Raw genomic sequence first — 13,213 nt, 5'->3', positions numbered from 1 at the left:
AATAACCCCCAAATCCTTTTGACCAATGAAAAAGTTCTCCTCTCTTTTTTCTTTATTTCTGTTAATTCCGCTTTTTGCTGTCGCTTCGGAAGTGGGTGACTGCACAATCCCTGCAGAAGTGGCGCAACTCTCTGACAGTTTGAAACAAAAGTTTGCGCCGGACAAGCGCGTGGCTCTGTTCGATGTGGATTACTCTTTCTCCGGAAAGAATGTGATGTTGCGTGGTGTCACCACTTCGGCAGAGGCAAAGACGGCTTTGCTGGATGGTTTGGCAAAGAAAGGATATGCGGTGATGGACTGTCTGCAGGTGCTTCCGGATGAGGCCGGACTTGAAGGCAAGGCATATGGCATTGTCAATGTGTCTGTGTGCAATCTTCGGGTGGACCCGGATTTCTCTTCAGAAATGATGACGCAAGGCTTGATGGGTATGCCGGTGCGGGTGTTGCAGCGCGACGGCTGGTACCGTATCCAGACACCGGACAACTACATAGCATGGGTACACCGCGTGGGCATACATCCCGTCACGCGGGAAGAGCTGGCCGCTTGGAACAATGCAGAGAAAATAGTGGTGACTTCGCATTACGGCTTTGTCTACTCACAGCCCAGCCAGGCATCACAGACCGTCTCTGATGTTGCTGCCGGAAACCGTCTGAAGTGGGAGGGGACAAAAGGTGCCTTTTATAAGGTGGCTTATCCCGACGGTCGCCAGGGATATATCTCCAAATCCATCTCCATGCCCGAGAAGAAATGGCGGGCCGCCTTGAAGCAGGATGCCGCCAGCATTATAGCCACGGCGCATAGCATGATGGGTATCCCTTACCTTTGGGCTGGCACTTCCTCCAAAGGGGTGGATTGTAGCGGCTTCATGCGCACCGTTCTTTTCATGCATGACATCATCATTCCGCGGGATGCTTCCCAGCAGGCATACGTGGGCGAGCATATCGATATCGCTCCTGATTTCAGTAACCTCCAGCCGGGCGATTTGATTTTCTTCGGGCGCAAGGCGACGCCGGAACGCAAGGAGCGTGTGGTACATGTCGGCATGTATATCGGCAACAAGCGTTTCATCCATTCGCAAGGCGATGTGCACGTCAGCAGTTTCAGCCCCGATGACGAGCTGTTCGATGAATACAACCTCGGTAGACTGTTGTTTGCTACGCGCGTGTTACCTTATATAAATAAGGAGGCGTCGCTCAATACGACAGAAACGAACTTATATTATAAATTTTAATTGAGGTTCACCACAGAGGACACAAAGTAGCACAGAGTTTTATAATATCTGTGACAAAAAAGAAAGAGCTCTGTGCGCCTCTGTGTCCTCTGTGGTGAATCTCCTCCCAATATCTACATATATGTCAAACAGAAGAGATTTCCTGAAAACCGCCACCTTTGCCGCACTCGGCTCAGGCATGGCAATCAATCATGTATTTGCCGGAGGAAATGACGCTCCTTCCTTGTTCAACGTGAACAGCAGGACAGGTGTAACTCCCAAGATGAAACTGCGTTTCTTCCCCTATGAACTGAAATTGCGCCATGTCTTTACAGTGGCCACCTACTCGCGTACTACCACTCCCGACGTTCAGGTCGAGATAGAATATGATGGCATTATCGGTTATGGTGAAGCCTCCATGCCCCCGTACCTGCAACACGAACTGGGCACGATGGACAGTGTGCTGGCTTTTCTGAAGAAGGTGCAGGATGTCATCGGTCGATTCTCAGACCCCTTTCAGCTGGAAGACATACTGGCTTATATAGACAGCCTCTCGGCAGGGGATTCCGCTGCCAAAACTGCTGTGGACATCGCCTTGCACGACCTTGTGGGCAAACTGTTGCAAGCCCCCTGGTATAAGATATGGGGGTTGGACAAGGAGAAGGCTCCCTCTACAACTTTCACCATCGGCATTGATACGGTCGACGTGGTGCGTGAAAAGACGAAAGAGTGTGCCGACCGGTTTAATATCCTTAAAGTGAAGCTGGGGCGGGAGAACGACAAGGAAATGATAGAGACCATCCGTTCGGTGACGGACCTTCCGATTGCCATTGATGCCAACCAGGGCTGGAAGGACAAACATCATGCGCTCGATATGATACACTGGCTGCACGAAAAAGGAATTGTCATGATAGAGCAACCGATGCCCAAGGAACAACTGGACGATATTGCATGGGTCACCCAGCAAAGCCCGTTGCCCGTATTTGCCGATGAGTCCATCCAGCGTCTGAAGGATGTGGCAGGATTGAAGGGCGCCTTCACGGGCATCAACATCAAGCTGATGAAGTGTACCGGCATGCGCGAAGCCTGGAAGATGGTGACTTTGGCACGTGCATTGGGCATGAAAGTGATGGTAGGCTGTATGACCGAGACCTCTTGTGCCATTACCGCTGCCTCCCAATTCTCTCCGGCAGTGGACTTTGCCGACTTGGACGGCAGTCTGTTGATTGCGAACGACCGTTTCAAGGGTATGGAGGTTGTGAAAGGTAAGATAACGTTGCCCGATTTGCCGGGTATTGGAGTGGTGAAGTTATGAGAAAGCTATTGTATACCGTCGCTCTGTTTGTGATGGCTTCTGCATGCAGCACGAAGCCCGAGAGCAAGCCCTATAATTGGGAGGACGACCTGCACCAACGTCTGCTTACGGATTTCTGTATGACGGAATCCCAGGTGAAGGACTATATCCGCAAGTATATTCCCGACGTGACCGATGAGCAGATGCGCCAGTGGGAAGACTCCAAAGCTTTGGAGTGCATGATGCTGGATGGAGAGAAACGCTATTTCCGCAATGCCGGACCTAATCTGTTTCGTGTGGACTCCACTTGCTATGACATCAAGATAGCCAAGGAAGGCACTTCGCCGAGTGGTAGCGAGAAGGTGAATATGGAGAACCTGCCCGAAATCATTTCTGCTGTGAAGAAAGGGGGCAAGGCCATTGTTGCGCCGAAGCGCATGCGCGTCACCTACACGTTGACCGTGGATACCAATGCCGTGCCTGCCGGGAAAATCATCCGTTGCTGGTTGCCCTATCCCCGTCAGGACCAGGCCCGGCAGCAGGATGTCAAGTTCATTTCGGCCAGCGAACCGCAATACACCTTTTCATCGCCCGAGTGCCGTCACAGTACATTGTACATGGAGAAACGTGCTGTCGAAGGCGAGCCGACCGTATTCTCCGAAACCTTTGAGTTTACCGCCAACGGCGAATGGCATAATCTGAAGCCGGAAGACGTGCAGCCCTATGATACGACGACCGCCCTTTATAAGGAATATACTGCCGAGCGTGAGAAGCATATCGTCTTTTCCCCGCGTTTGCGCGAACTTGCTGCCAAATTGACAGCCGGTGAAACCAACCCCTACCTGAAAGCCAAACGTATCTTCCGTTGGGTGAACGACAACTTCCCGTGGGCCTCTGCACGCGAATATTCCACCATTGAGAATATTCCGGAATATGTGTTGGACAACCGTCACGGAGACTGTGGCCAAGTCAGCCTGCTGTTCATTACGCTTTGCCGCATCAGTGGCATTCCCGCACATTTCCAGAGCGGCTTCATGATGCATCCCCGTGCATGGAATCTGCACGATTGGGCGGAAGTCTACTTTGAGGGTGTGGGGTGGGTGCCTGCCGACCAGTCATTCGGCATTCCTGCCTTTGCCCGCAATGCCGACGAAGAATACTTCTTCCTGGGTGGTATAGACTCCTGGCGCATGATTGTGAACGCTGATTACGGCATGCCGCTACAGCCCGAAAAGCAGTATCCCCGCAGCGAGACCGTCGACTTCCAGCGTGGCGAGGTGGAGTGGGAGGGAGGTAACCTCTATTTCCCGCAGTGGGATTACCACATGGACATTGATTACTTGAATTATTAAGGCGGTACCCGTTACACTTTCACCACAGAGGACACAGAGGCGCACAGGTTTTTTTTTGAATTATGAATTGTCGATTCAAAAAGAACCCTGTGCGCCTCTGTGTCCTCTGTGGTGAAAGTGTACTATCTGTCAGTTCGTTAACAGTCGGCAATCGTACATAAATGCTAATTTGTCAGTCTTTGCCGTTAACCGCTGTTAAGCCCTAAATATCCTCTGTTAAAAGAGAACAAAAAAGAGTGACAAGCGGAATAACTGAACGTTTTTTGTCGTTATTTTAACGTCGTAATGTTAAACGAAACTTGAATATTAACAATTTAAAGAATAGGAAGAATAGTATGAAACAGACAACAAAAAACATCCTTGGAGTTGCGGCCATCGTGCTCCTGAGCTCTGGAGTGGCTGGATTGACCACTTATAAGATGCTGAATAAGGAAAAGCCTGCCGCATTCAGCGAGTTGTTCCAACAGAACCCGAATAATTTGCTGCCGGCAGCTTTCCATGCAACGGATGCCCAGCCTGTGGATTTGACACAAGCAGCGGAGAGCTCGCTCCATGCTGTAGTGCATATACGTGCCACTCAGTTGAGCAAGACTCAGACGGTGCAAGAACAGCCGGATATTTTTGACTTCTTCTTTGGAGACGGGCGCGGACGCCAGCGCCAGATACAGACCCAGCCGCGTGTAGGTTTCGGTTCGGGTGTCATCATCTCCAAAGACGGATATATTGTGACGAACAATCACGTGGTGGAAGGTGCTGATGAAATCACCGTGAAACTGAATGACGACCGTGAGCTGAAAGGACGCATCATCGGTACTGACCCCAGTACGGACTTGGCATTGATTAAGATTGAAGGGGATGACTTCCCGACAATTCCGGTTGGTGACTCCGACCAGTTGAAGGTGGGAGAATGGGTATTGGCGGTAGGTAATCCGTTCAACCTGAACTCTACCGTAACAGCCGGTATCGTCAGTGCAAAAGCCCGCTCCATTGGCTCTTCTGCCTCCAACGGACAAGCTGCAAACATCCAGTCTTTCATTCAGACGGATGCTGCCATCAACCAAGGTAATAGTGGTGGTGCGTTGGTGAATGCCAAAGGCGAGCTGGTTGGTATCAATGCTATGCTTTACTCACCCACGGGCGCTTATTCCGGCTATGGTTTTGCCATCCCTACCAGCATTATGACAAAGGTGGTAGCCGACTTGAAACAGTTTGGTACCGTGCAACGCGCGCTCCTTGGCATCAAGGGCAGTGATTTGAGCACAGACCTGCAGATGGACGAACGCTGGACCGAAGAGCTGAAGAAGAAGGCCGACGAACTTGGCGTGAAAGAGGGTATCTATGTGGCCGAAGTTGTTGAAGGTGGTTCCGCTGCCGGCGTCTTGAAGGAAAACGATGTAATCATAGCATTGAACGGTAAGAAGCTTCACAAATTCTCGGATTTGCAGGAAATGCTGGCAAAACACCGTCCGGGCGACAAAGTGAAGGTAACGGTAGTTCGTGACAAGAAGGAAAAGGAATTCGAAATCACGCTGAAGAATGAGCAAGGCACTACGAAGGTAGTGAAGGATGCCGGAATGGAAATCCTGGGTGCAGCCTTTAAGCCCGTATCTTCCGAGCTGAAGAAGCAGTTGAACCTGGGTTACGGTCTGGAAGTTACCGGGGTTACCAGTGGCAAGATGGCCGATGCAGGTATCCGCAAGGGCTTCATCATTCTGAAAGCCAATGGAGTGCCGATGAAGACGGTGGACGATTTGGAAAAGGCGATGAAAGAGGCAAGAAAGTCTCCTGAGCAAGGTTTGTTCATCACCGGTATGTTCCCGTCAGGAAAACGTGCAATGTATGCCGTTGATTTGACTCAAGAATAAGGATATTTACGATTTGACGATTTACAATGTACAATTTACGATTGAAGTCGGAGAGGGAGTAAAGAAGATAATAGGTATTGGATGCAATAATAATAGGGTGGTAAATTCAATCGTACATTGTGCATCGTCAAATCGTAAATAAAAAGGGTTGTAATATTAGCTAACAATAGCGAAAAAGGGGATGTCGGTACAATACATACCGGCATCCTTTTTGTTATATAGGACAAGATATAAATAAGGTGAAAAAGTTGGGATAAAATTATTGTAACAAAATAATTTGTCGTACCTTTGCAACCCAAATCTGTATTATAAGAATGAGACAACTTAAAATTACAAAAAGTATCACTAACAGAGAGAGCGCTTCTCTTGACAAGTATTTGCAGGAAATCGGTCGCGAAGACCTCATTACTGTTGAAGAGGAAGTGGAGCTCGCTCAGCGCATCCGCAAGGGTGACCGTGTTGCACTGGAGAAATTGACACGTGCCAATCTGCGTTTCGTTGTATCTGTGGCCAAGCAGTACCAGAACCAAGGTTTGAGTTTGCCCGACTTGATTAACGAGGGTAATTTAGGACTGATCAAGCTGCCGAAAAGTTCGATGAAACACGTGGTTTCAAGTTCATCAGTTATGCAGTATGGTGGATACGTCAGTCCATTCTGCAGGCTTTGGCAGAGCAGTCGCGTATTGTACGTCTTCCGTTGAACCAGGTAGGCTCGCTGAATAAAATCAGCAAGGCCTTCTCCAAGTTCGAGCAGGAAAACGAACGTCGTCCGTCTCCCGAAGAGCTTGCCGATGAACTGGAAATCCCTGTTGACAAAATCTCTGATACGCTGAAGGTGTCCGGTCGTCACATTTCGGTGGACGCACCTTTCGTAGAAGGAGAGGACAACAGCTTGCTCGATGTACTGGTCAACGACGACTCCCCTATGGCCGACCGCTCTTTGGTGAACGAGTCTCTTGCGAGGGAAATTGATAGAGCTCTTTCTACGTTAACCGATAGGGAAAAAGAAATCATACAGATGTTTTTCGGTATCGGACAACAGGAAATGACATTAGAGGAAATCGGCGACAAATTCGGCTTGACCCGTGAGCGTGTGCGTCAGATTAAGGAAAAAGCAATCAGAAGATTAAGACAAAGTAATCGTAGCAAATTGCTCAAATCTTATTTGGGATAAATAAGAAATATCAGTTTCCGACAAATAGAAGGAATTAAAAACCGTACGTCTTTAGTAGGCGTGCGGTTTTTTTATATCTTTGCCCCCATTGATAATTCATAACTTATAACTCATAACTCAATGAAATACGTTCGTGTACTTTGTGCCGTAGCTTTGGTTTTTGCGTTGTGCTCGGCTTTTACAATGAAAAATAAGGAAAAGGCTGTATATGCTTTTGGTGTGGCGGCTTCTTTCAATGACTCCATCGTATATTATACAGACATCCAGGTGCTGGACAGCGTGGAGCTGGATAAGAATGGATTCTTGCCCAAGCGTGATTTATACACCTACCAGCTCAAGAACTATCTGGAGTACAATCTGAAGAAGCCGGACTATACTTGCATGATTTATTTCTCTGAAAACAAGAAAAAGTTGGAAAAAGAGGCTGTAAAGGTAAAAGGCAAGTATAAGAAGAGTAAGAATATGGTTTTGCAGGTGGTGAAGCCGGATATCTTTATGTTTACGAAACCTCAGGAATAGGAATGTCGTGAGTGTCCAACTCTTTTTTAAATTATTATTTTGATTATGAGAACAAAGTTATATTTGATTCTTTCTTTTTTCCTTCCTATCGTACTGACTGCTTGTAAGGGTGGTGATGAGCCTATTCCGGAGCCTCCGGTTGAGGACAGGCGTACGGTATTGGTTTATATGGCGGCAGATAATAGTTTGTCCAACTTCGCTTCTGGGGATTTGAATGAAATGAAGGAAGGATGGGCGCAGATGAATACTTTGGGCATGCATCTGTTGGTTTATGTGGATACCGGTTCATCCCCCCGTCTGATAGAATTGGAAAAGAAAGGGAACGATGTTATAGAGAAGGTTGTCAAGGAGTATGAAGACCGTAATTCCGTCGGGGTTACTGAAACGCAGGAAGTATTTGCCGATGTGTTTAAAAGTACCCGATATCAGGCGGGAAGCTATGGCTTGGTCTATTGGTCGCACGGTGACGGATGGATACCTAATCCGTTGCCTTCTACCCGTTGGATAGGTCAGGATACCGGCAACGGTACTCATTATATGAATATAGATGGTTTGGTATCTGTATTGGAAACAGCTCCTCATTTTGATTTTATTATGTTTGATGCCTGCTTCATGCAGTCTGTGGAGGTGGCTTATGCGTTAAGGCAATATACGGATTACTACATTGGTTCTCCGGCTGAGAATCCGGGCCCCGGTGCTCCTTACGACAAGATTATGCCTTATATGTTCCAGGAAGGTGCGGCGACTAAGATTGCTTCCGAATATTTTGCTGTATATCAAGATAAGTATGACAAGGGCAATGGTATCAGTAACTCTAATTGGACCGGAGGAACAGCTGTTTGTGTGCTGAAATCATCGGAGTTGGAGAACTTGGCTTCTGCCACCCGCACTGCCTTGGCGGGAGTGACGACGGATGGGGGAACGCTCCGTAGGCAAGTCTTTGATTGTGATCGTCGTCGGAGTTACTATTCTTCCTTGTATGTGGGTTACTTCGATTTTGTGGAAATGATGGAGGCACTTGTGGAAGATACATCCGTACTGAATGATTGGAAGCAGGCTTTCCGTGCTGCTTTGGGCTATTGGGCTACTACTCCTATGATTTATTCGGCAGTGGACGGCATGTTTTCGATGGAACGTTCTCATGGCGTCACACACTATATTCCTTCTCTCGAAGAGAGTCCAGGGGCTGCAAAGGCATATCGCTCAATGGCGTGGTATTCTGCTGCCGGCCTTTCTCGGATTGGCTGGTAAGAAGCTGGCTGGAAACTTATATACGAAACGGATTATCGCGGATGATGTTGTCCACGGTAATCCGTTTTTTTATAGGTATTCTTGTGAAAACAGTCCGGTTAACATTATTTTCCATTGGAAATTATTTAATATAAGAAAATATTCTTTTCTTTGCATCGTCAAACATAAAACAAAGAATTATGAAGTATATAATCATTGGCGGTGTAGCAGGTGGAGCCACGGCTGCCGCCCGACTGAGAAGAGTGGACGAAATGGCTGAAATCCTTTTATTGGAGAAGGGGCCTTACATCTCGTATGCCAATTGTGGTTTACCATATTATATAGGTGGAGTGATAGCCGAGCGCGAAAAGCTATTGGTACAGACGCCCGAATCTTTCGGCAAGCGTTTTCGTATCGATGTACGTGTCAAGAATGAGGTCGTTGCCATCCATCCCGAAGACAAAAACGTTACCATACGCAATGCGGAGGGGAGGGAATACGATGAGAGTTATGACAAACTTTTGCTTTCTCCCGGTGCCAACCCGGTGAGACCGCCTTTGGAAGGAATCGATTCCGAAGGCATCTTCACGTTGCGCAATGTAGAGGATACCGATCATATCAAGGCTTATATTTCGGATAAGCAAGTGAAACGTGCCGTGGTTGTAGGTGCCGGTTTCATCGGATTGGAGATGGCAGAGAACCTGCATCATGCCGGTGTAGATGTGTCCGTAGTCGAAATGGGTAACCAGGTAATGGCGCCTATTGATTTCTCCATGGCGGCACCCATCCATCAGCATTTGTTGCAGAAAGGCGTCTCCCTCTATCTGGAAGAAGGCGTAACCCGCTTCAAGCGTACGGACCGGGGAATCACCGTATTCCTGAAAAGCGGAAAGACCATTCCTGCCGATATGGTGCTGCTCTCCATCGGTGTGCGTCCTGCCACGGCATTGGCGCAACAAGCCGGCTTGAAGCTGGGCGAGACGGGCGGCATCTGGGTAGACGAACACTTGGAGACTTCCGAAAAAGACATCTATGCCGTGGGCGATGCCATCGAATATCCTCATCCGCTGACCGGAAAGCCCTGGCTCAATTACCTGGCAAATCCTGCCAACCGCCAGGGGCGTATTGTGGCCGATAATATGGCGTTCGGCAATACCGTCTCCTACGAAGGAGCTATCGGTACCTCCATTGCCAAAGTATTCGACATGACGGTGGCCTCTACGGGGCTTGCCGCCAAACGCCTGAAACAGTGGGGCATGGAATACCAAAGCTCGATAACTCACTCGGCATCTCATGCCGGTTACTATCCGGATGCCCTGCCGTTGACTCTGAAACTGACTTTCCATCCCAAAACCGGCAAGCTCTATGGTGCGCAATGTATCGGTTACGAGGGAGTGGACAAGCGAATCGACCAGATTGCCGGACTCGTCAAGCGGGGTGGCACAGTCTACGATTTGATGGAGACGGAGCATACATACGCGCCTCCTTTCTCCTCGGCCAAAGACCCCATCGCCATTGCCGGATATGCAGCGTCGAACATTATCAGCGGCGCTATGCCCGTCATCTCCTGGCGCGCTGGTGGAAGAGAAGGATAAAGTGATGCTGATAGATACCCGTACGCCCGAGGAGTTCTCTTTCGGCACCATTCCGGGAGCCGTCAATATTCCGTTGGATGAAATGCGCGAGCATCTGGCTGAGATACCTGCGGACAAGCCGGTAGTGCTTTTCTGCGCTGTGGGGCTGCGCGGTTATCTGGCTCAGCGTATTCTGATGGGGCGCGGCTATCGCAATGTACGCAATCTGATAGGAGGGTATAAGACCTACTCCACGGCAACAGCACCTCTGCCGTTTCCATCTGCTCCGGCAGGCGGCGGTTCTTCTACTTCTTCGGCAGAGGCTGTTGCTGATGATGTTCCTGCGGCGGCATCTGCTTCCAAGAAGGAACCGTTGAAGATAAACGCTTGCGGCTTGCAATGCCCGGGACCTATCATGCAGGTGAAGAAGGCGATGGACAGCATTGCTGCGGGTGAGCGTGTGGAGATTGTGGCTACCGATGCCGGTTTTGCCCGCGATGCCTCTGCCTGGTGCGATACGACGGGAAATAAGTTGATAGAGAAGCATGACGAGAAGGGACGCTATACGGTAGTCATCGAGAAGGGTGCTCCGTCTTGTGTAGCGGCTTCCGGGATGCCGGTAGCCGGGGGCAGGGGAAAGACGCTGATTCTGTTCAGTGACGACCTGGACAAAGCGCTGGCAACCTTCGTACTGGCAAACGGAGCAGCGGCAACGGGACAGAAAGTAACCATTTTCTTCACCTTCTGGGGACTGAACGTCTTGAAGAAAGTGCGGAAACCCAGTGTGCGGAAAGACTTCTTCGGCAAGATGTTCGGCATGATGCTGCCGTCCAGCTCTTTGAAACTGAAATTGTCGCAGATGAATATGTTTGGCATGGGCAGCCGCATGATGCGCTTCCTGATGAAGCGCAAGGGAGTGGATTCTCTGGAGTCGTTGCGCTCGCAGGCATTGGCGCAGGGAGTGGAATTCATCGCTTGCCAGATGTCTATGGACATGATGGGCATCCGGCACGAAGAACTTTTGGATGAAGTAACCATCGGCGGCGTGGCTACCTATATGGAACGTGCGGACAAGGCCAATGTGAACTTATTTATATAGGAGGACGAGATATGGAGACTTTATGTAAAATCCGTGATATTTATCGGGCTATAGCCGAGTTCGAGGTGCAGTTTACGCAGATGTACGATTTGTCGTTGAACGAAGGAATGCTGTTGTGCACGCTGCTCAATACTCCTAAGCTTACCTCCAGTGAGATAGCCGAGGCACTGGGGTTGTCTGCCTCCAACACTTCAAAGGTCATTCGCTCCGTCGAGGGAAAGAAGCTCATTACCCGTCTGATAGGTAAGGAAGATAAGCGTCAGATGCGTTTTTCTCTTACGGCAGAAGGCAAGAACCGGATTTCGGACATCAAGAATGCTACTTTAGAATTGCCGGGGTTGTTGCAGCAGGTGGTCAGCCTCGTATAGCTTTGTATCAAAGTGAATTAATATCGTGTTTGCAGGAAGTTAATATTCTGCGGGCACGATATTTTATTCATGTGTATTTCCATCTTTTGTTTCCGAGAGATTTATAAAGAATCCTTAAGAATGTTTCTTTCGACAATCTCTTGACTCTTAGACAATTCTTTTCTCAGTTTTAGAATGAACTTGATTGGAAAAGCATTATTTTTGTTCTTCATATCGTCCGGGAAAACGTAAGTGCAAGGAGTTTATAGCGACATTTATGAGAAATAACATGTATATGGCCGAAGCCATTCGATTCCGGGGAGCGCGGTCGTGATATTGCCGCTTTTATCACGAAGCATTATGGCTTTCCGGGCGAAACATTGCCGCTTGGGTGATGGGAAACAGAACGGTTCTTTGCGTTGTTTGTCCTCTATTTTCTTTTTCAAAGGCTCATTTTGGGCTCAGGGCTCACTATAGGTGCCTTGGAGATTCGTTTTAAGCCCGATTAGAATAGTAATACGTTTATTGTCAGTGTGTTAAGTTTTGTGTGCCCGTTCCGTGTTGTAGCATGTTTTTACTTGTTTCTGCTATATCCCTTTTTTGTGTGTAATCATTTTTAATCGTCAGATGTCCTTTTGTTCAAGTCCTGTACATTCCAGGAATGCTTGTGGCTGATAAGTTAGAAAAAGCAGCAGATACGGATCTTTTTTGCGTTTTCGTTTATACCCCCGTCTCCTTAATAAAATGAATTTACAAATAATGCTTGGTCCCCTCTGTTTTTGCTACGGCAGGGGCCTATAGTGAGCCTTGAGCCCCAAATGAGCCCTACACGCTTTTTCTCTTCTTTTGTTTTATGGATATGTCGTTGATTGTAAGCGATGTACGGTCTGTTTGTTTCGAACCTTGAAAAAATGTTGTCCGGTGGATTGTCTCATAACCCCCTTAGCCCACTTTCTTGCCTTGATTGCGAAAAATCATTATATCCGTCATTCATGATGATACGGCCCCCCGTTCAGTATATTCATCGCCCGGTAGAGTTGCTCCACAAAGATGAGGCGCACCATCTGGTGGGAAAAGGTCATGCGTGAAAGGGACATCTTCTCGTGTGCCGCTTCGTACACTTTGGGGGAGAATCCGTAAGGGCCTCCGATGACGAATACCAGCCGTTTGTTCACGGTATTCATCTTGCGCTTCATATAGTCTGCAAACTCTATGGAGCGCATCTCTTTTCCACCTTCGTCCAGCAGTACGACCACATCTCCCGGCTGGAGGGCTTTCAGTATCAGTTCCCCTTCCTTTTCCTTCTGCACTTCCATGGAGAGGCTCTTGGTGTTTTTCAGTTCGGGGATGACCTCCATCTCGAATGAGAGATAACGCTTGGTACGTTGCACATAGTCGTTGATGGCTGTTATAAAGTGTTGTTCTACAGTTCGTCCTACGACGAGCAGAGTAGTTTTCATACTGGTTCTGTTTTGATTAGCGCACAAATTTAGCATTTTTTTATTGTATTTTGATACAAATGCTTACCTTTGCCTATCATAAATACTTG

General features: G+C 48.4%; 8 protein-coding genes and 2 pseudogenes. 9 read left to right on the top strand and 1 reads right to left on the bottom strand.

The annotated features are described in order from the left end of the window. Positions 1-25 precede the first annotated feature (25 nt). The 9 genes and pseudogenes from JCM16496_RS09605 (at position 26) to JCM16496_RS09565 (ending at position 11,685) form a co-directional block, all read left to right on the top strand. Positions 26-1,231 (top strand): C40 family peptidase, encoded by a 1,206-nt coding sequence (locus JCM16496_RS09605; RefSeq protein WP_025833934.1) that lies wholly within the window; start codon positions 26-28, stop codon positions 1,229-1,231. Positions 1,232-1,352: 121 nt separating this feature from the next. Continuing rightward, positions 1,353-2,525 carry a dipeptide epimerase gene (locus JCM16496_RS09600; RefSeq protein WP_025833932.1) on the top strand — a complete coding sequence of 391 codons (1,173 nt, stop codon included), beginning with the start codon at positions 1,353-1,355 and terminating at the stop codon, positions 2,523-2,525. Beyond that, positions 2,522-3,856, top strand: a complete 1,335-nt coding sequence (locus tag JCM16496_RS09595) for a transglutaminase-like domain-containing protein (RefSeq protein WP_025833930.1) — start codon at positions 2,522-2,524, stop codon at positions 3,854-3,856. Before JCM16496_RS09600 ends, JCM16496_RS09595 begins: the two co-directional genes overlap by 4 nt. A 335-nt stretch (positions 3,857-4,191) precedes the next feature. Further along, positions 4,192-5,721 (top strand): Do family serine endopeptidase, encoded by a 1,530-nt coding sequence (locus JCM16496_RS09590; RefSeq protein ID WP_025833928.1) that lies wholly within the window; start codon positions 4,192-4,194, stop codon positions 5,719-5,721. Positions 5,722-6,035: 314 nt separating this feature from the next. Then, a pseudogene (locus tag JCM16496_RS09585) lies at positions 6,036-6,895 on the top strand (sigma-70 family RNA polymerase sigma factor). A gap of 120 nt (positions 6,896-7,015) precedes the next feature. Beyond that, a complete protein-coding gene (locus tag JCM16496_RS09580) occupies positions 7,016-7,414 on the top strand; it encodes a hypothetical protein (protein WP_025833926.1) in 399 nt (132 codons plus the stop codon). A 45-nt stretch (positions 7,415-7,459) separates the two neighbouring features. After that, on the top strand, positions 7,460-8,665 hold the full coding sequence (locus JCM16496_RS09575; RefSeq protein WP_025833924.1) for a clostripain-related cysteine peptidase: 1,206 nt from the start codon (positions 7,460-7,462) through the stop codon (positions 8,663-8,665). Positions 8,666-8,844: 179 nt separating this feature from the next. Continuing rightward, a pseudogene (locus JCM16496_RS09570) lies at positions 8,845-11,317 on the top strand (FAD-dependent oxidoreductase). Positions 11,318-11,328: 11 nt separating this feature from the next. Then, the gene (locus tag JCM16496_RS09565) at positions 11,329-11,685 is read left to right on the top strand and encodes a MarR family transcriptional regulator (RefSeq protein ID WP_025833922.1); all 357 of its coding nucleotides are present in this window, start codon (positions 11,329-11,331) and stop codon (positions 11,683-11,685) included. A 965-nt stretch (positions 11,686-12,650) separates the two neighbouring features. On the opposite strand, the gene rlmH is transcribed toward JCM16496_RS09565, so the two are convergent. Next, entirely contained in the window at positions 12,651-13,124 is a 474-nt protein-coding gene (gene rlmH / locus JCM16496_RS09560) for a 23S rRNA (pseudouridine(1915)-N(3))-methyltransferase RlmH (RefSeq protein WP_025833919.1), read from the bottom strand. Positions 13,125-13,213 lie beyond the last annotated feature (89 nt).

This window comes from Bacteroides rodentium JCM 16496 (assembly GCF_000614125.1).
Lineage (GTDB): Bacteria > Bacteroidota > Bacteroidia > Bacteroidales > Bacteroidaceae > Bacteroides > Bacteroides rodentium.
Note: the sequence above shows the minus strand (reverse complement) of the source record. Positions and strands in the feature narration are given on the sequence as shown.

Coding starts and splice junctions, on each gene's coding strand:
- JCM16496_RS09605 (WP_025833934.1), top strand. CDS start 26: ATGAAAAAGTTCTCCTCTCTTTTTTCTTTATTTCTGTTAATTCCGCTT.
- JCM16496_RS09600 (WP_025833932.1), top strand. CDS start 1,353: ATGTCAAACAGAAGAGATTTCCTGAAAACCGCCACCTTTGCCGCACTC.
- JCM16496_RS09595 (WP_025833930.1), top strand. CDS start 2,522: ATGAGAAAGCTATTGTATACCGTCGCTCTGTTTGTGATGGCTTCTGCA.
- JCM16496_RS09590 (WP_025833928.1), top strand. CDS start 4,192: ATGAAACAGACAACAAAAAACATCCTTGGAGTTGCGGCCATCGTGCTC.
- JCM16496_RS09580 (WP_025833926.1), top strand. CDS start 7,016: ATGAAATACGTTCGTGTACTTTGTGCCGTAGCTTTGGTTTTTGCGTTG.
- JCM16496_RS09575 (WP_025833924.1), top strand. CDS start 7,460: ATGAGAACAAAGTTATATTTGATTCTTTCTTTTTTCCTTCCTATCGTA.
- JCM16496_RS09565 (WP_025833922.1), top strand. CDS start 11,329: ATGGAGACTTTATGTAAAATCCGTGATATTTATCGGGCTATAGCCGAG.
- rlmH (WP_025833919.1), bottom strand. CDS start 13,124: ATGAAAACTACTCTGCTCGTCGTAGGACGAACTGTAGAACAACACTTT.